Annotated in this window: 15 protein-coding genes, 1 tRNA gene, 1 rRNA gene and 2 pseudogenes; 12 read left to right on the top strand and 7 right to left on the bottom strand. The window is 70.9% G+C overall.

All coding sequences use genetic code 11. The features are described 5' to 3' along the window. Window positions 1-131: 131 nt before the first annotated feature. Window positions 132-248, top strand: a 5S ribosomal RNA gene (gene rrf / locus ABZV06_RS14990). 334 nt (window positions 249-582) lie between these two features. On the opposite strand, the gene ABZV06_RS14985 is transcribed toward rrf, so the two are convergent. Then, window positions 583-2406: a VanW family protein gene (locus tag ABZV06_RS14985; protein ID WP_355621660.1), complete on the bottom strand. Its 1824-nt coding sequence runs from the start codon at window positions 2404-2406 to the stop codon at window positions 583-585. 178 nt (window positions 2407-2584) lie between these two features. Between ABZV06_RS14985 and nudC the strand changes: the two genes are divergently transcribed. From nudC to ABZV06_RS14970, 3 genes are all read left to right on the top strand, one after another. Continuing rightward, window positions 2585-3505, top strand: coding sequence for an NAD(+) diphosphatase (gene nudC, locus ABZV06_RS14980; RefSeq protein ID WP_355621657.1), 921 nt, complete (start codon window positions 2585-2587; stop codon window positions 3503-3505). Between the two features lie 440 nt (window positions 3506-3945). Continuing rightward, window positions 3946-4500, top strand: coding sequence for a DUF6230 family protein (locus tag ABZV06_RS14975; protein WP_355621681.1), 555 nt, complete (start codon window positions 3946-3948; stop codon window positions 4498-4500). A gap of 80 nt (window positions 4501-4580) precedes the next feature. Further along, window positions 4581-6152, top strand: coding sequence for a DUF6114 domain-containing protein (locus tag ABZV06_RS14970; protein WP_355621654.1), 1572 nt, complete (start codon window positions 4581-4583; stop codon window positions 6150-6152). A 69-nt stretch (window positions 6153-6221) separates the two neighbouring features. Here ABZV06_RS14970 and ABZV06_RS14965 read toward each other — a convergent pair whose 3' ends face one another. Continuing rightward, the gene (locus tag ABZV06_RS14965) at window positions 6222-7892 is read right to left on the bottom strand and encodes a DUF885 domain-containing protein (RefSeq protein WP_355238811.1); all 1671 of its coding nucleotides are present in this window, start codon (window positions 7890-7892) and stop codon (window positions 6222-6224) included. Between the two features lie 107 nt (window positions 7893-7999). Here ABZV06_RS14965 and ABZV06_RS14960 point away from each other — a divergent pair. Continuing rightward, window positions 8000-9133, top strand: a pseudogene (locus tag ABZV06_RS14960) (DMT family transporter); the annotation flags it as partial. On the opposite strand, the gene ABZV06_RS14955 reads toward ABZV06_RS14960, so the two are convergent. Then, window positions 9016-10086: a PHP domain-containing protein gene (locus ABZV06_RS14955; RefSeq protein WP_355238809.1), complete on the bottom strand. Its 1071-nt coding sequence runs from the start codon at window positions 10084-10086 to the stop codon at window positions 9016-9018. The pseudogene ABZV06_RS14960 and the gene ABZV06_RS14955 sit on opposite strands and share 118 nt — an antisense overlap. 1 nt (window position 10087) lies before the next feature. Continuing rightward, window positions 10088-10855: a peptidoglycan DD-metalloendopeptidase family protein gene (locus tag ABZV06_RS14950; RefSeq protein WP_355238805.1), complete on the bottom strand. Its 768-nt coding sequence runs from the start codon at window positions 10853-10855 to the stop codon at window positions 10088-10090. 67 nt (window positions 10856-10922) lie between these two features. On the opposite strand from ABZV06_RS14950, the gene ABZV06_RS14945 reads away from it, so the two are divergent. The 4 genes from ABZV06_RS14945 (at window position 10923) to ABZV06_RS14930 (ending at window position 12813) form a co-directional block, all read left to right on the top strand. Further along, window positions 10923-11306, top strand: a complete 384-nt coding sequence (locus ABZV06_RS14945) for a hypothetical protein (RefSeq protein WP_355621678.1) — start codon at window positions 10923-10925, stop codon at window positions 11304-11306. Window positions 11307-11417: 111 nt separating this feature from the next. Continuing rightward, window positions 11418-11585, top strand: a complete 168-nt coding sequence (locus ABZV06_RS14940; protein WP_167362451.1) for a hypothetical protein — start codon at window positions 11418-11420, stop codon at window positions 11583-11585. A 117-nt stretch (window positions 11586-11702) separates the two neighbouring features. Beyond that, window positions 11703-12230, top strand: a complete 528-nt coding sequence (locus ABZV06_RS14935; RefSeq protein WP_355238801.1) for a tRNA adenosine deaminase-associated protein — start codon at window positions 11703-11705, stop codon at window positions 12228-12230. Between the two features lie 31 nt (window positions 12231-12261). Further along, entirely contained in the window at window positions 12262-12813 is a 552-nt protein-coding gene (locus ABZV06_RS14930; RefSeq protein ID WP_355621675.1) for a nucleoside deaminase, read from the top strand. 147 nt (window positions 12814-12960) lie between these two features. Here the strand turns inward: ABZV06_RS14930 and deoD are convergent, their stop codons facing one another. Then, window positions 12961-13668, bottom strand: coding sequence for a purine-nucleoside phosphorylase (gene deoD / locus ABZV06_RS14925; RefSeq protein ID WP_355238798.1), 708 nt, complete (start codon window positions 13666-13668; stop codon window positions 12961-12963). A gap of 75 nt (window positions 13669-13743) precedes the next feature. Here deoD and ABZV06_RS14920 point away from each other — a divergent pair. Beyond that, window positions 13744-13830, top strand: a tRNA-Ser gene (locus tag ABZV06_RS14920). A 57-nt stretch (window positions 13831-13887) separates the two neighbouring features. Here the strand turns inward: ABZV06_RS14920 and ABZV06_RS14915 are convergent. Further along, window positions 13888-14637, bottom strand: a complete 750-nt coding sequence (locus ABZV06_RS14915; RefSeq protein ID WP_355621651.1) for an SDR family oxidoreductase — start codon at window positions 14635-14637, stop codon at window positions 13888-13890. A gap of 131 nt (window positions 14638-14768) precedes the next feature. Here ABZV06_RS14915 and ABZV06_RS14910 point away from each other — a divergent pair, with 131 nt between their 5' ends. Further along, window positions 14769-15401 (top strand): TetR/AcrR family transcriptional regulator, encoded by a 633-nt coding sequence (locus tag ABZV06_RS14910; RefSeq protein ID WP_355238792.1) that lies wholly within the window; start codon window positions 14769-14771, stop codon window positions 15399-15401. Between the two features lie 4 nt (window positions 15402-15405). Here ABZV06_RS14910 and ABZV06_RS14905 read toward each other — a convergent pair whose 3' ends face one another. Continuing rightward, window positions 15406-16341 carry a TetR/AcrR family transcriptional regulator C-terminal domain-containing protein gene (locus tag ABZV06_RS14905; RefSeq protein WP_355621648.1) on the bottom strand — a complete coding sequence of 312 codons (936 nt, stop codon included), beginning with the start codon at window positions 16339-16341 and terminating at the stop codon, window positions 15406-15408. A 121-nt stretch (window positions 16342-16462) separates the two neighbouring features. Here ABZV06_RS14905 and ABZV06_RS14900 point away from each other — a divergent pair. Then, window positions 16463-18133 (top strand): annotated as a pseudogene (locus ABZV06_RS14900) (carboxylesterase/lipase family protein). Window positions 18134-18147 lie beyond the last annotated feature (14 nt).

The following is an 18147-nucleotide window of genomic DNA, read 5'->3' as shown; positions in this document are numbered from 1 at the left end:
TAACGGGTTCAGTTGACCGGTACTAATAGGCCGAGGACTTGACTACTAAGCTGCTACGCGTCCACTGTGCAACTCTGAACAAGCGAACACCCGTGTTATGTGCCCGGGTTTGTTTGATATGTTCATAGAGTTACGGCGGTCATGGCGGAGGGGAAACGCCCGGTCACATTCCGAACCCGGAAGCTAAGCCCTCCAGCGCCGATGGTACTGCACTCGTGAGGGTGTGGGAGAGTAGGACACCGCCGGACAATCTTCCAGATAGGGCCACCCCTGAAGAGGGGTGGCCCTATCTGCATGTGCATTTCCCCCACACCCCCACCTGCCCAACCCCATCCCCTGTTGATCATGAAGTTATTGCCACCGTTGTCGGCGTGTCGCCGCAATAACTTCATGATCAACCATGAGGTGGTGGGGGTGGGAGCGGTTGGGGATTCGTGGCCGCCGCCGCGGTGTCGGGGGCGAGGTCATGGGGCCGTTCGAGGAGATGTGGCATCCCGCGGCGACCCGGTACCGGACCGAGATCCGTGTGCAGGAGGAGCGAATGACGCCCAGGCCGTCAGCCGACGACACCGACGAGCGCGCTCAGGACAGCTTGGGACCGCAGACGTAGCGGGGCTCAGCGTCATAGCGCCAGGTGAACTTCTCCCGCCTGACCACCGCGCCGCCCTTCTTGATGACCCGGAAGGCGTCCTGGGTGAAGCCGTTGATGCCGTTGCTGGGTATGCACTTCGGACCGGGTTCGAGGTGGATGCGCTTCGGCGTGGTGGTGTTGCGGCGCTGACCGTACTCCGTCTTCACGCTGTCGTAGATTTTCGTGCTCCAGATGGCGACGGTCACCGAACTCGACGTGTACGACGAGTCGATGAGCAGGCCGTACTCGGTGTTGTTGCGGAACTTCAAGTCCAGGCTCGGCCAGAAGATGGTCGACTCGATGACGGCCGGGTACCTGTCGAACCAGTACGAGTGAGGCTTGTGCTCGACGTCCTCCAGGCCCGCGTAGTAGGCGGCGTTGAAGAGCGTCGTCGTGAACTGTGAGGTGCCGCCCCCGACGCCCGGCACCAGCTTGCCGTCCAGGATGACCGGCGCGTCCCGGTAGCCCTGCGCGTAGCCGCGCTCGCCGGTGTGCCCGTTCAACGAGAACGTCCTGCCCGGCAGCACGACCGTACCGTCCACCTTCTTGGCGACGGTGGCGATGTTCTGGCTGCGCGGTGACGCCATCCCGCCGGTGAACCGTGTGGTGAAGGTGGAGACCCGTTCCTTGATGCCCAGACCTGCCAGCTTCTCCGCGGTCACCTCCGGCGGCGTCGTCTTCAGCTCTCCGGCCACCTCTCGTCTGTCGGTCCTGGGCAGCACCGCCAACAGTTCGCGTTCCAGGGTGGCGGTGTCGAGCTGCTGGCCGGGCCGCCCGTCGACGACCCTGGGACGGCCGCCGGCGATGGTCATCGTCGCGTCCTTCGGCGGCACCTCGATCGCGTTCAGATCGTCACCGAGGACTGCCCGGAGCCGCTTGACGTCGACGGCCGGGGTGAGCTTGCCGGCCTTGTCGGCGTTGAACCGGAGGCTCTTCGCGATGGCGGCCGGCGGCACCTGCACCGAGCCCCGGTCGGTGCGCAGGGTCACCGGTGCGGACACGGCGGGCTTGGCCAGTTCGGCGACCAGTCGGTCCAGCTCTTCGACGGTGGTCGCCGGCTCGCTCACCACGAGTGGCAGGGTGACCGGAGTGCCGGCCAGCCAGCCGGTCCGGACGGCGTCGGCCGAACGCTCCGGGTCGAACGCGAGGCCCGGCTGGGGGCGTACCACCTTGGGGGTGGTGCCCATGTAGGTGATGGCCGGCATCGTCATCGGACGGACCTGGTCGCCGAGTACCGTGCGCAGCGCCGCGTCCAGACGGTCCGCGTCGATGGTGACCACCGGATCGACGGTGCGGGAGCCGACCAGCCGACTGACCGGATGCGCCTCGGCCTCGGCTGCTGCCGCCACGGTGGCCGCCACGTCGACCGCGAGCCCCACGTCGGCGGGTTTGATCTCGGCGGTGCGCTCCCCGACCGTGATCCGCAGGGGCGCGGCGAGGGCTGCCGCCCGCCGATCCAGCTCCGCTCGCAACTCCCGGTCGGCCGCGCTGCGGCTTCTGCCACCCAGCTCGGCGCCGAGTACGTTGGTGCCCCGGGGCACATCCCCGGCGTACGCCCAGGCGCCAGCGCCCGCCACGGCGGCGAGGACACCGCCGGTGATGCTCGCGCCGATCAGCATCCGTGCGCGGTGTGGACGGCGGCCGCCGTTGTCCGGCTCGCTCGTGGCCGTGGCCGGTGTGACCGCCTCCGGCTCGTCGTCCGGCCAGGTGACCGCCGTGACCTGCACGGTGGGTCGGTCGTCGGCGGGTGGACGTTTGTCGCCGTACAGCGTCACTGCAACCTCGATCGCCAGGTGCCGCGGGGGTCCCTACTCCCGAAGACACCACGGTAACCAATGCCCGGCCGTCAACCGGTCTGCGCTCGCCCGGTGTCGCCACCGCGTGTCGCCCGGCGAGTCAGGGGAGAGTGGGGTCGGTGCCGGCGCTGGGCGGCGAGCGTGGCACGGTGGCGGGGTGGACGCTGCGGAGCGGGTGTTGGCGTACGGCGGCGGTTCGTTGGACCGGGCGGCCGGGCTGCGTACCGACCCGGCCCGACTGGACGAGTTGCTGGCCGACCCGACGACGGTGGTGCTGCCGCTGTGGCGGGACCGCTGCCTCGTCGACGGCGACGGTCCGGTCCGGTTGACGGCCGACCGCGCGTCCCTGGTGCGTTCGGCCGCTGGCGAGACCGTCTTCCTGGGGCTCGACGGAGACGTCGCGGTGTTCGCCGTGGACCTGTCCGGGCTCGGTGAGCACACCGCCGTCGAGATGTCGGGGGCAGCGCGGGCCGTCGACGTGCGGGCGCTGGTCGGGCGACTCGACCCGGCCGGCGCGGCGATCCAGGCGTACGCGCGAGGGTTGTTGCACTGGCACCGGCAGCAGCGTTACTGCGGCACCTGCGGTGCGGCGGCCGTCGCCGGCGGTGGCGGCCACGTGCGGACGTGTTCCGGCGCGGAGTGTGGTCGCCTGCTGTTCCCCCGCATCGAACCGGCGATCATCGTGTTGGTCGAGGCGCCCGGATCGCCGGAGCGTTGCCTGCTGGCTCGGCACGCGGGCGCGGCCGAGGACTCGTACTCGACGTTGGCGGGCTTCGTCGAGGTCGGCGAGAGTCTGGAGGACGCGGTCCGGCGGGAGATGGCCGAGGAGGCCGGGATCACCGTCACCGACGTGGCCTACCAGGGGTCGCAGGCTTGGCCGTTCCCCGCCGGGATGATGGTGGGCTTCCGGGCCACCGCGACCTCCGACGAGGTACGCGTGGACGGCGTGGAGCTGCTGGAGGCGCGCTGGTTCACCCGCGAGGAACTGCGGGCGCGGGTCGCGGCAGGTCGCCGGCTCGGTCGGGTGGACTCGATAGATCACCGCCTGCTGGACGATTGGCTCGCCGAGGCGCGGTGACGTTGCCGGCTCAGCCGTACGGATGAGCAACGCATCATCTTCAGTGGCTTTTCAGCCCGGCGTTACGTAACTGTAACAACGCTGTGCCGCCACTACGTGCGGTGAAAATCTTGCGGGCATTCTTCCCAATTTCGGTGGCTTGTGGCCCGGGGCGGAGCGGTCCAGGTCTGACTGACGGTGACGTTCGACGATCTTGACGTGGAGCTGGAGTTACCGGCCAGTAGCAGCGCCCTTGTGAGGTACGTCGCTTCGCGAGAACATCCAATCCGCACACTGCGCGATCCGTCGACCATCCCCCGGAGCGGGCCGCAGCGGCCACGTGCTTTCCCGTAGTCCCGAATCGCGACTGCGATCGGTGACCCCCGGTTCGAGGAGGACCCGTGAAGGATTCGGAAACCCGTCAGGCGCAGGGTGGCACCCGCTGGCGTCGCTTCGCCGCCATGATGGTTCCCGCTGCGGTCGCTGCCGGCGGCATCGTCTTCGGTATGGCCAACGGCGCCATCGCCGCCAACATCACCGTCGCCGGCAAGCCGTTCAAGATCTCCGCCTCCGAGCTCGACGGGGACGGCTTCAAGCAGTACGGCGGCGTGGTGACCACCAAGGACGGCAAGATCGTCCCGGTGGCCATGTCGGAGATCGGCGAGGCTCACCTGACCAAGCTGTGCCAGTCGGTCGACGCCTCCGTGCCCGGTCTGCCCAAGATCGTGCTGACCATCAACGCCGGCGACGGCGGCCCCGGCAAGGAGGCCGTCGCCAAGAACCTGCTGATCGCGATGGAGTCGCTCGAGGGCGACGCCGAGTTCACCAACATCAACATCGGTAAGGACGCCAGTGACCTCGGCCCGGCTCCGGCCGGCTCCTTCGGTCAGGACGCCACGCACGTGAACATCAAGGGCCTTGAGCAGGTTGCCCGCTACACCACCGCCGGCACCTTCACGCTTACCGGCCTCAAGTTGAAGGTCAACGTCGGCGCCGAGGCCAAGGAATGCTTCTGAGCTGACGCCGCCGAGGCTCGCGAGGGGCGCCTCTCGCGAGCCTCGGTCCTGCCCACCCCTTTCACCCCAGGAGGACGTACGTGTCGACCGCCACTCATCGCGCGCAGCCCGGCCGTGTCGGTCAGGCCTGGCGCGGTTTCCGCCGCTGGCGGCGGTCCCGGCCATTCTGGGGCGGCCTCTTCACCATCCTGGCCGGAGTGGAGATCCTCGGCACCACCAAGGTCAGCCTGGCCGGGCTGACCCTGCAGATGGGACCGACCGGCTTCCTGTCCTGGTTGATCCCCACCATCCTGGTCACCTGCGGCGTCCTGATGTGGCTCAGCCCCGCGCAGCGGATCTTCTATGCCATCGTCGGCGCCGTGACTGCGGTCTACTCGCTGATCGGAGTCAACCTCGGCGGGTTCTTCATCGGCATGTTGCTGGGCATGGTCGGTAGCGCGCTCGGCTTCGCCTGGGTGCCGGTCAAGAAGTCCGCGGCGGCGCCCCCTGCCGCCGAGGAGCCGGACGACCAACTGGCGGGAGATGGCGAGACCGTCGACGAACCGCCGCTCGTCGACGAACTCCTGCCGCCCCGGCAGCGGGAGGACGAGGTCACCGGGCCACTCACCGACATCCTGCCGGAGCCGCGGGCAGTGTTGCGCGAGTCGGCTCCGCCCCGGCAGGCGAGCGCGAGCGACACAACGGAGATGCCGCCCGTCGTCGAGCCGGAGGCGTCGCAGACCAGGTCGACGGTCGCCCGCGATCCGAAGACGTACGTGGTGACGCTGCTGCTCATGAGCCTCGCCAGCGCAGGCCTGACGACTGTCGACGGGGCGTCGCCGGTGCGAGCGGCCGGGCTCCCCTGCCCGACGCCCACCTCGTCTGCCGGGCCCAGCACGCCCGCCACCTCGCCGGCCAGCCCGAGCCCGAGTCCGAGCCCCACCGCCACGACGGAGAAGTCGGACGGGAATCTGCTCACCACAATTGTCGACGGCATCGGCGACCTGCTCACCGGCGGCGACGACGAGTCGGAATCCGCCGCCCCGCCCGAGCCCACCAGCAGCGCCGCGCGAGTCGGCCAGTCGGCCAGCCCGAGCGCCGCTCCCACCCGTAGCGGCGGCGCCACTCCCGGCTCCACCCCGACCGCGAGACCCGACGCCCCCTGTGCCAGCCCGAAGCCCACCAAGCCGACCAAGCCGACGCCCGTCGAGCCCGGTAAGCCGCTGCCGAAGCTGGCGGCGGACCCGGACATGCCCAAGGTCGCCGCCACTCCGGCGAAGCTGACCGGCTCCAAGGTGGTGATGACGAACCTGCGGTTTCGCGGGGTCGAGCCGTTGCGTACCGCCAACGGCGAGATGCGGGCGCTGAAGTTCACCATGAGCAAGGCGGTGACCAGCGACTTCGCGTTGCTGGTCGCGGGGCCTTCGGGCGGCTCGTTGTTGAGCGAGACCGACCAGCTCACCATCGACGGTGACGTGACCTTCTACGCGACCCGGTTCGTCGGCCGGTTCCTGGGCATCAAGGTCACCCTGACCCCGGACCTGCCTCTCCCGGACGGCATCCCGGTCACCTCGCCGCTGCCGCTCACCTTCACCGATCCGCAGATCGACCTGGCCTTCATCTCCTGCGACACGTTGAGTGGCCGACCCAGCCTCAAGCAGACGCTGCAGTGATCGCACCGTGGGGCGACGTCCGGACCCGGACGCCGCCCACGGGCTGAATACCGACGCGACGCGTACCGGTCAGAGCCGGTCCAGCGCCTTGCGCAGCGGGTCGAGGCCCAGCGCGCCCAGGTCCAACGCCTGCCGGTGGAACTCCCGCAGGTCGAAGTCGGCACCCTTGCGCGCCATGGCGTCCTCGCGGGCCTGCAACCAGATCCGCTCACCGACCTTGTACGACGGTGCCTGCCCCGGCCAGCCCAGGTAGCGGTTCAGCTCGAAGCGCAGGTTCTCGTCCGGCACCCGGCAGTGCGCCCGCATGAACTCCCAGCCCAGCTCTGGCGTCCACCGCTCGCCCGGGTGGAAGCCGAACGGATTGTCCTTGGGGATCTGCAGCTCCAGGTGCATGCCGATGTCGACGATCACCCGTGCGGCGCGCATCGCCTGACCGTCGAGCATGCCCAGCTTGTCGCCCGGGTCCTGGAGGTAACCCAGCTCGTCCATCAGCCGCTCCGCGTAGAGGGCCCAGCCCTCGCCGTGCCCGGAGACCCAGCAGAGCAGCCGCTGCCAGCGGTTGAGCAGGTCGGCCCGGACGGCCGTCTGCGCCACCTGGAGGTGGTGACCCGGCACGCCCTCGTGGTAGACCGTCGTCACCTCCCGCCAGGTGGAGAAGTCGGTGATGCCCTGCGGCACCGCCCACCACATCCGACCCGGCCGCGAGAAGTCCTCGCTCGGCCCGGTGTAGTAGATGGCGCCGTCGCTGGTCGGCGCGAGGCAGCACTCGATCCGGCGGACCTGCTCCGGGATGTCGAAGTGGGTGCCGTGCAACTCGGCGATGGCCTTGTCGGCGAGCGCCTGCATCCAGTCGCGGAACGCCTCCTTGCCCTGGATGGTCCGCGCCGGGTCGGCGTCGAGCGTGGCCACCGCCTCGTCGACCGTCGCGCCCGAGCCCGCGATGCGCCCGGCCACGACCCGCATCTCCGACTCCAGGCGGGCCAGCTCCGCGAAACCCCAGGCGTACGTCTCGTCCAGGTCGATCTTCGCGCCAAGGAAGTACTGCGAGGCGAGTTCGTAGCGTTCCCGGCCGGCGGCCTGCTTGTCCCGCCCGTGCGGGGCCAACTCGGTCCGGAGGAACTGGCCGAACTCCGCGGTCGCCGCGGTCGCCGCCGACGCGCCCCGGCGCAGCTCGGCGCCGAGGGTTCCGTCCGCGCCCAGCCGCTCGACCAGGCCGTGGAAGAAGTTGTCCCCGGTCGGGTCGGTCCAGATGTCGCACTGCTTGGCCACCTCGACGAGCTGCACCTTCGAGCTGACCTGCCCGTCGGCGAGCGCCTCGCGCAACGTGGTCTTGTAGCCCTCCAGCGCGCCGGCCAGGCCGTTGAGTCGGGTGGCGATGTTGGCCTGCTCGTCGGCGGTCGCGGTCGGCATCAGGTCGAACACCATGCGGATCTCGTGCAGCCCGCTGGTTATCACGCTGACTTCGCTCGTCGTCTCGCCGGCCTCGTAGCGGGCCAGGTCCAGACCGAGCCGTTCCTGCATGGCCTCCTTGGCGGTGCGCTCCGCCTCGGTCTCCGACTTGGCCGCCTCCAGCTCGGTGAGCGTCCGGCGGGTCAGGTCGGCGCGCGCCTCGTACCCGGCGGGTGAGAGGTCGTCGAGCTGGTCATCGTGGCCGGCGATGCCGACGTAGGTAGCGCCGGTCGGGCTCAGCGGAGCCCACTCGGCCACGTAGCGGTTGGCGATTTCATCAATTCGTCCCACGCTGCGACACTACGTGACCACCCGGCCCGGATGTCGACGTCGTTTGTCGTGTCCAAGCAGCGAAAAGTCCCGCGACTTCGTCGCACCCCTCGGGCAGAGTGTCAGGGGTGACAACCGATATCGCTCCTGACAGGTCCCCGCTGCGTGCCTGGCTGCCGGGTTTCTTCGCCCTCGCCGCCATCTGGGGTTCCAGCTTCCTGTTCATCAAGGTCGGCGTGGCCGAGCTGCACCCCGTGCAGCTGACCCTCTACCGCGTCGCGGCCGGCGCGCTGACCCTGCTGGTCGTCCTCGCGGTGCTGCGCGACCGGCTGCCCCGCGAGCCTCGGGTGTGGGCGCACCTGGCCGTCGTCGCCGCGTTCGGCGTGGCCGTGCCGTTCACCCTCTTCGGTTACGGCGAGCAGCGGGTCGAGTCGATGCTCGCCGGCATCTGGAACGCCACGACGCCGTTGATCGTGCTGCCGCTCGCGGTGCTGGTGTTCCGGACCGAACGGTTGACCGTGCGCCGCGCGATCGGTCTCGGACTGGGATTCGTCGGGGTGCTCGTCGTGCTGGGTGTCTGGGAGGGCATCGGCGGAGCACACTTCGTCGGGCAGCTGATGTGTTTCGGCGCGGCCGCCTGCTACGGCGTCGCCATCCCGTACCAGAAGCGGTTCGTCGCGGGGAGCACGCACTCCGGCCTGTCCCTTTCCACCGCGCAGTTGCTGCTCGCGACCGCGCAGCTTGCCATCGTCACCCCGTTCGTCGCGGGCGCGCCGCCGCTGCCCACCGAGCTGTCGGCGAAGGTCGTGTTCAGCGTCCTGGCCCTCGGGGCGCTCGGCACCGGGCTCGCCTTCGTCATCAACATGCGCAACATCAGGTTGGCCGGCGCGAGCACCGCGTCCACCGTCACGTACCTGATTCCGATCTTCGCGGTCTTGATCGGCGCTGTGGTGCTCGACGAGCGGCTCAACTGGCACCAGCCGGTCGGCGCGCTGATCGTGCTGCTGGGCGTCGCTGTCGCACAGGGTGTGTTCGGCCGCCGGACGTCCCGTCCGGTCGTCGGTGTCGGCGCGCCCGCGGCACCGGCCGCCGAGCCCGTCCGTCACTGACCCGCCCCACGCCCCTGACCAGCCCGGGCCGTCGGTCAGGCTCGGTCGCGCGTCCACTCCAGCAGTTGCTCGGCCGACCAGGTGTTGACCACCCGGTCGGCCGGGACGCCGCAGAGCGCCGCCCGCTCGCAGCCGAACCGCTGCCAGTCGAGCTGGCCGGGGGCGTGCGCGTCCGTGTCGATCGCGAAGCGGCAACCCGCCTCCAGGGCGCGGCGGATCAGCCGCTTCGGCGGGTCCTGCCGCTCCGGCCGTGAGTTGATCTCGACGGCGGTGTCGTGCTCCGCGCAGGCGGCGAAGACGGCGTCCGCGTCGAAGTCGCTCTCCGCGCGGGTACGCGCCCGGTGCCCCTTGTCACCCGGGCCGGTCACCCCCGCCGGTCGGGACGACACCATCCGGCCGGTGACGTGGCCGAGGATGTCCAGGTGCGGGTTGGCGACCGCCGTGAGCATCCGACGGGTCATCTTCGCCCGCTCGTCCTTCAGGCCGCTGTGCACCGAGCCCACCACCACGTCCAACCGCGCCAGCAACTCCTCGTCCTGGTCGAGCGAGCCGTCGGCGAGGATGTCCACCTCGATGCCGGTGAGGATGCGGAAACCCTCCGGCAGTGCCGCGTTGACCTGTGCCACGTGGTCGAGCTGACGCCGCAGCCGCGCGGCGGTCAGCCCTCGGGCCACGGTCAGACGCGGCGAGTGGTCGGTCAGCACCATGTACTCGTGACCCAACTCCACCGCGGCCAACGCCATCTCCTCGATGGGCGACCCGCCGTCGGACCAGTCCGAGTGGGTGTGGCAGTCGCCCTTGAGGGCGGCGCGCAGCGCCGTGGCCTCGGCATCCAGATCGCTGCCCTCGGTCGCCACCAGCCGGCGCAGATAGACCGGTTCCTCACCGGAGAGGGACTCCGCCACGCAGCGGGCCGTCACGTCCCCCACGCCAGCGAGGTCGGTCAGCGTGCCGTTGCCAGCCCGTTCGGCCACCTCGGCCGCCGGTAGGCCCGCCAGCGCCTTGGCCGCCGAACGGAAGGCCCGCACCCGGTAGGTGGCCTCGTTCGCCCGCTCCAGCAGGAACGCGATCCGGCGCAGGTCGGCGATGGGGTCCCGGGCGCCCACGTCAGGGCGCCTTCGGGCAGCCGTGTTCGCGCTGCCACGTGGTCACCTCGGCGGCCGGTTCCCGGTTGCCGTCGCGCCGCCACGAGTCGAGATAGCGCGCCGGCCAGATCACCCCCCGCCGGATCCACCACCCGTCCTTGCCCGCGCACGGCGGCGAGATTCCGAAGTGCACGTGACAGACGTTGTTGGCGTTGCCGGTCCGGCCCACCTTGCCGAGCTGCTGGCCGGCACGAACCCGCACCCCCGCGTCGACCCCGGATGAGACGACGCTCAGGTGCGAGCCGTAGTAGCGCACCCCGTCGTCGCCGAGCAGCGACACCGACAGGCCGCCGTTGTCCGGGCCCTGCGGCCCGCTCTTGGAGTATCTGTCGACGCGACTCACCTCCAGCACCTTGCCGTCGGTCACCGCCACGAAGGGCTCACCGCAGTTGGCGAACACGTCCGTCGCCGGGTACGCCCCGTGCGTCGTGTGGTAGTCCACGTTGCCGGCGCGTACCGGGAAGACATGCCGGACCCCGGCGCGGGGCGCGCTCGACGACGGCTTGGCCGGCGACGGAGTCGGGCTTGCCGGGCGGGTCGTGGTCGGCGCGACCGTCGGGGCCGCCGGCTGCTCACCGGTCGCCCAGACCGCCGACGGCGACGGCGCGGCGACGCCGTCCGGCGGCACCCCGGGCCGGGTCGTCGCGCAGCCGGCGGCCAGCATCGGGGCGAGCAGCAACAGGATCGGGTACGCCGGACGCACGCGGCGGCCGATCGTCGGCGAGGGCATTCGGTCATCCTGACAGACCGGTACCGTGGGTACGAGCGACGCGCGTGAGGGAGGGCAGCCGGTGAGCATCGCCCAACCCGACCCCTTCCCGGAGCCGGGCGCCGCGCGGCCGGTGTCGCGTACCCCGTCGGGGCTCTTCCCGGCCGGACCACCGACCAGGCCCACCTACCGCGAACCGCACCCGATCACCGGCGGCGGTGTCGCCTCCGGCGGCGGAGCGGCGGCCGCCTGGCTCCTGCTGTTCGGACTCCTCGGCACCGACGTGGTCAGCTACGCGTGGTGGACGGCGGTGGCCGGCCTGCTGGCCTGGCTGACCGCACTGGTGCTGGTCCGTTACGGCGATCGTGGAGTGGCCACCGGAGTCGCCATCGTCACCGCCGGTGGCTGGAGCATCGCCGCCGCCGTGGTGGCGGTGCGCTGGGCGACGAGCGGCGACTGGCCGCTCTGGTGAGCGGGTTCCGATCGGCCCGGATCGGCCGCCGACGACTGCGCCGCGTGCCCGGTTGACTGCGTTGCGAACGCCGTCTTGACGTGGCCGCCGAGACTCGGCACTCTCGGCACTATGGCCTGGACCACCCCGCGGCAGGACCCGGATCGCAACCGCCGCCGCCTCCAGCTGCTCGCCGAGTTGGCGGGCGCGCGGGCGGTACGCCAGCGCAGCCGGCCGCAGCGACAGCGCACCGAGCGTCTACGCCAACTCATCGCCACCCGCCGTCGAGTGGTCGGCTGATTCGACTTTGTCATGTTTGGCCGGCGTCTCGGGGCGTTGGCCGGTCGCCTGCCGACCCGACCGGCTAACGTGCACCCTTGACGAGTCGGCGCTGTGCCGAGGGCTTTTGGGGGAACCGTGTCGTACTTCGCTGCGGCCGTGGTGCGTGACGACAGTGGCTGGACTGCCGCCGAGGTCAACCTGCGGGGCGCCACCGACATCGACGAGGTCGCCGACCGGCTGCGCGACGTGGACCAGGAAGCCGCGGTGTCGCTGCTGTTCGTCGAGGCCGACGACGCGTACCTGGTGATCCTGCGTCTCGACGAGGGTGAGGACCTGCGGGTCTTCGGGTCGGACTCGGCGTACGCCGAGGAGTCCCGGCTCGGGCAACTGCTGGTCGGTGACCTGAAGACGTCCGTGACCGGGCTCGATGGCGACGACGAGCCGCGCCCCGCCACGAGCGGCGACGAGGAGAGCGAGCAGCCGGCCGTCGACCCGGAGGCCGACCCGGTGGGCGATGCCGATCTGCTCGCCAACCTGGGCATCTCCGCGCAGAAGCTGCTGACGCTCTGCGGCCACGACGGAATGCTGCCGGCGGACGTCACCGCCGAGATCTGCGAGGTGCTCGGCTGCGTCGACGAGGTCGAGGAGTTGCGTGAGGTCTGAGCCCGCCGATGCCACCGACCCCGCGCTGGAGATGATCCGGCCGGGACAGCCGACGCCCGGAGCGGTGCGGCGTGCCGGACCGGGGGCCCACGAGGGCCTGGCCGACCCCGGCGAGATCGGGCGACGGCAACGGCACGAGCTGTGGATGCGCCGGGCCCTGGAGGTCGCCGTCACCGATCCGGCGATCCCCAGCGGCGGCGTCGACGACATTCCCGTGGGTGCGGTCCTCTACGGCCCGGACGGCACCGAGTTGGCGATCGGTCGCAACGAGCGGGAGCTGACCGGCGACCCCACAGCCCACGCCGAGGTGCTGGCCCTGCGTCGGGGGGCCGAGCGGACCGGCGAGTGGCGGCTGGACGGCTGCACCCTGGTGGTCACGCTGGAACCGTGCACGATGTGCGCGGGCGCGCTGGTGCTGGCCCGGGTCTCCACCGTCGTCTTCGGCGCGTGGGAACCCAAGACGGGCGCGGCCGGCTCGCTCCGGGACGTGCTGCGCGACCGCCGGCTCAACCACCGTCCCGAGGTGTACGGCGGTGTGCTGGAAACCGAGACCGCCGCCGTGCTGCGCGCCTTCTTCCGCTGACGCGGCGCGCGTGCCGTGGCCGGGCCGCTCGCGGCGTGGTCGTACCGCGGTCCGGCGGGGTCCGCACCCGAATGAGCGTGATGACTCTGGGGCATCTTGATGCCTGTGAGTCATCACGCTCTCCGCGGCGCGCGGCCCCCGGTCGCGTCAGGCGATGATCGTGTCGAGGGCGATCTCGACCATCTGGCTGAAGGTCTGCTCCCGCTCCTCCGACGTGGTCTTCTCGCCGGTCTTGATGTGGTCGCTGACGGTCAGCACGGTCAGCGCCCGTGCCTTGAACCGGGCCGCGATCGTGTAGAGCGCCGCCGACTCCATCTCCACCGCCAGCACCCCGTAGTCGGCGAGCCTGTCGTAGAGGTCCGGCCGGTCGGTGTAGAAGGCGTCCGCCGCCAGGATCGGTCCGACGTGCATCGTGATGCCGCGCCGCTCGGCCACCTCGACCGAGGTACGCAGCAGCCCGAAGTCGGCCACCGGTGCGTAGTCGATCAGCCCGTCGAAGCGCATCCGGTTCATGTTCGAATCGGTCGACGACCCGATCGCCGCGACCACGTCGCGCAGTTGCAGGTCGGTGCTGAGGGCACCGCAGGAACCGACCCGGATCAGCGTCTTAACGCCGTACTCGTTGATCAACTCGTGGGCGTAGATGGAGGCCGACGGCATGCCCATGCCGGAGCCCTGGACGGAGACCTCGACACCGTTCCAACGGCCGGTGAAGCCCAGCATGCCCCGAACCGTCGAGTAGCAGGTCGCGCCCTCGAGGTAGGTCTCCGCGATCCACTTGGCCCGCAGGGGGTCGCCCGGCATCAGGACCCGCTCGGCGATCTCGCCCGGCTTCGCGCCGATGTGCGTACTCATGGCAAAGATCCTGCCAGGCCGGCTCGGGCGATACCGGTTCGGCGTCCGAACCGGTGGTCCTGTACCCTCGTCGGCGGTGGCGTGTCCGAGTGGCCTAAGGAGCACGCCTCGAAAGCGTGTGAGGGTTAACGCCCTCCGAGGGTTCAAATCCCTCCGCCACCGCTCGTGAGATGCGAGAACGCCCGGTCGATCCTTGCGGATCGGCCGGGCGTTCCTGCGTCAGAGCTGCGTTTCGCCGCCGTCGACGAACATCTCGCTGCCGGTCATGAAGCTGCTCTGGTCGGACGCGAGGAAGAGCGCCGCGTTTGCGATCTCGTCCGGGTGGGCCAGCCGGCCCATGGGCACGGTGGACGCGATGGTCTCGAGCAGGGCGGACGACTCCGCGGCGCTGGGTGCCAGGCCCGCGAGCCCGGGAGTCTCGGTGGAGCCGGGAACGAGGGTGTTGACCCGGATTTTCCGGTCCATCAGCTCGACGGCCCAGGTGCGGCCGAACGAGCGGATGGCGGCCTTGGAGGCGGCGTAGACGCCGAAGGCCGGGATGCCGCTGACTGCCGCCGTCGAGCCGGTCAGCACGACCGAGGCACCCTCGTTGAGCAGGGGCAGCGCCTTCTGCACAGTGAAGATGGTGCCGTAGACGTTGGTGTCGAAGGTGTTGGCGACGTGCTCGACCGTGATCGAGTCGAGCGGACGGAACTCGCCGCCGCCGGCGTTGGCGAACACCACGTCCAGCCCTGCGCCGCGCTCCTCGATGGCCCGCATCACCCGGTCCAGGTCGTCGAGGTTGCCGACGTCGCTGACGATGCCTGTCGCGTTGGCGCCGATGCTGCTCACCGCCTCGTCCAGCGGGCCCTTGCGGCGACCGGTGACGAAGACGTACGCGCCTTCGGCCGCGAAGCGGCGGGCGGTGGCCAGGCCGATGCCCGTGGTGCCGCCGGTGACGAGAGCGGTCCTGCCGTCGAGCTGTCCCACGATCGATCTCCTTCGCAGATTGTGTACCGAGCGGTACGGATACGACCGTAGCAACGTCCTGACCTGCTCCGCAAATTTCTGTACCGATCGGTTGCGTCGGTGGGTAGGATGGCCGTCGGAGGTGGTGGACAGTGCCAGTGCGAGGGCGTCCACGCGGCTTCGACGTCGACGAGGCGCTGGAGCGCGCGCTTGAGGTGTTCTGGCGTCAGGGGTACGAGGGCGCCTCGATGAGCGACCTCACCGCCGCCATGGGCATCAACAAACCGAGCCTCTACGCCGCCTTCGGGAGCAAGGAGGAGCTGTTCCGCAAGGCCGTGGCCCGCTATGCCGAACAGGACATGGGGTACGCGCGGCACGCGATCGCCCAATCCACCGCCTACGACGTGGTCGCCACGCTCCTGCGCGAGAACGTGCTCGCCGTGACCCGCCCTGACCGTCCGGCCGGCTGCCTGTCGATCCAGGGCGGCACCGCCTGCTCCAGCGAGAACGCCCCGGTGGCCGAGTTCCTCGCCGCGAGCCGCCTGGCCGGCGAGCGGGCACTCGCCGACCGGTTCGCCCGTGCCGTCGTCGAAGGTGATCTGCAAGCCGACGCCGACCCGGCCGCGCTCGCCCGATTCGTCATGAGCGTCACCGAGGGACAGGCGATCCACGCCGCCGCCGGGGTCCCTCGGGAGGAGCTGCGGCAGACGGCGGAGATCGCGCTCACCGGGTTCGCGGCCGTCTCCGGGGCGCGGCGCTCCGCGACGGCGGACAACCCGGCCTGAGCGCTCACGGTCGGACGAGCGCCGCCACCCCGTCGAGGAGCCGTTGCAGCCCGAACTCGAAGAGGCTGTCGGCGTTGAGGTCGATTGCCGACCGGGAGAGCCGGGCCAGATGCGGGAACTCGCCGGCCGCGAGCAGCCGGCCCAGCACGTCGGCCTGGGCCACCATCCATTCGTCGTCGGTCAGGCCGGTGTCCTGTTCCGCCTCGGCGCCCTGCTGGAGGTTCACCGCCGTGCCCCGGACGTGGTTGGCCAGGGCGACCACCAGGTGTAGCTGGGTGTGCTGATCCAGGCCGCACCCGGCGAGGGCGCGCAGGGCGCATTCCGTGTGCGCGACGGCGTGTGGTGCCATCAGCGGGCGGGTCAACGAGATGACGTGGGTCAGCCAGGGGTGTCGACAGTAGATCGACCACTGCAGCCGGCAGAGTAGCTCCAGTTGGGCCCGCCACCCGGGCGGGAGCGTGCCGGGCGGCCGGTGCGCGGCGAAGGCGGCGTCCGCCATGAGTAAGAGCAGGTGCTCCTTGCCGCGGACCTGCCGGTACAGCGACATTGTCGGCACGTCCAGCTCGGTCGCGATGCGCCGCATGCTCAGTCCCGCGAGCCCTTCGGAGTCGGCGATCCCGATGGCTGTCCGCACCACCTGGTCTCGGGTCACCCCGTGGACCGGGCCGCGCCGCACCTCGGCTCGTCCGCTCCGACCCGGCGCCGCAGGCTCCGAGCCGGAGACCGTCATGCCGACGCCGGGCACCGCCCGGATCACGTTCTCCTGCCGCAGCGCGGTCAGGGCGCGGCTCGCGGTCGCCATCGCGACGCCCCATTCCCGGACGATCTGGCGGGTGGACGGCACCCGGTCACCGGGGCCCAGCTCACCTGACGCGATGCGCCGCCGTAGCTCCGCGACGATGCGCAGGTACGGGGGTGTGGACCCGTCGATCTCCGTCACGGTCGTCCTTCCGCCGGCCGAAGCCTAGCGCACTAGAGCACTGGAGCCCGTCTGTCGACGTTCCCCGAGGGCTGCTCGTGGGTGCACTAGAGCTACCTGGCCGACGCGTCGCCGAATCGACATGCTCGCGGCAAATGGCCTGTACGGCGTACCAGATTCGACGATTGGGGACTTGATGACCAGCATCCCGTACCGCCGGTGGGCCGGCGCGATGGGCGCGGCCGCGCTCCTGATGACGACAGCGACGGCGGTCGGCCCGGCTGCCGAGGCGGCCGATCGCCAGGGCGCGGCCGTGGTGCGGACCGACCAGGGCGCCCTCCGCGGGACCGTCGCGGCGGACCAGCTGACGTTCGAGGGCATCCCGTACGCGCGTCCGCCGCTGGGCGCGCTGCGCTGGGCCCAGCCGCAACCCGGACCACAGTGGACGGGCGTGCGCGACGCGACCCGGCCCGGCCCCGCCTGCGCGCAGTTGAAGGGGCTGCCGATGGACGACGCGTCGGTGTCCGAGGACTGTCTCTACCTCAACGTCACCACGCCGCGCACCTCTGCCCGGACGCCGTGACCGGTGCTGGTGTGGCTGCACGGCGGCGACTTCCGGTTCGGCCGAGGAGACACCTACGGCGGGGAGCGACTGGCCGCCGATGGTGACGTCATCGTCGTCACGGTGAACTACCGGCTCGGTGCGCTCGGCTTCCTGGCGCATCCGGCGCTGGCCGGGCCGGACGGATCCACCGGCAACTACGGGTTGCAGGACCAGCAGGCGGCGCTGCGCTGGGTGCGGCGCAACGCGACGGCCTTCGGCGGGGACCCGGGCAACGTCACCCTGGCCGGCCAGTCGGCCGGCGCGACAAGTGTCTGCGCCCACCTCGCCGCGCCCGGCTCCGCCGGCCTGTTCCACCGCGCGATCATGCAGAGCAACTCGTGCGCCAACCCCGTTCAGACCCGGGCGGAGGCGGTCGAGGCCGCGCGGGAGGTCGTCCGGCGGGTGGGTTGCACCGACCCCGCAACGCTCGCCGCCTGCCTGCGGGGGCGGGACTCCGCCACGCTTGTCGACGCAGTCGGCTATCCGGGCGCGGGCGTCGACCTGGGCCCGGTGGTCGACGGTGGCACTCTGCCGGTGGATCCGGCGGACGCGCTGGTCAGTGGCCGGTTACACCCGGTGCCCGTGTTGACCGGGACGAACCGCGACGAGTCCACGCTCCAGGTGTGGGGGATGGAACGCAGCGGGATGAACTGCCCCGAGCCGCCCGCGCCCGGGCAGGCGCCCGAATCGTGCCCGCTCAGCGACGACCAGTACCGCGAGCAGGTACGGACGATGTTCGGCGACCGGGCGGAGGAGATCCTGACCCGCTATCCGAGCGACGACACGCGCTCCGCCAGCGAGGCGTTGGGGGCCGTGTGGACCGATCAGGCGTACGCGGAACCGATCTACTCGGCCGCGCTGGCGTTCGCCCGGACGGTACCGACGTACGTGTACGAGTTCGCCGACGAGGATGCGCCGTTCTTCGCCGAGGGGCCGACGCCTACCTTCCCGACCGGCGCGTACCACTGCGCCGAACTGCCGTACCTGTTCGACGTCGACTACGCCGAGGCGCTCACGCCCACCCAGCGGCGGCTCTCCGGCGAGATGGTCCGCGCCTGGAGCGACTTCGCCCGGACGGGTCGGCCCGGGTGGCCCCGGTTGCGCGACCGTGCCGGGTACGTGCGGGTCCTGGCCGGCGATGGCGGGTCGGGCACCACGGACTTCGCGGCAGAGCACTCGTACGACTTCTGGCGGTCGCTGCGCGGCTGACATCTGACCGGGCG

This window comes from Micromonospora sp. NPDC005172 (assembly GCF_040608555.1).
Taxonomy (GTDB): Bacteria; Actinomycetota; Actinomycetes; order Mycobacteriales; family Micromonosporaceae; genus Micromonospora.
This window is presented reverse-complemented; position numbering and strand designations above follow the sequence as displayed.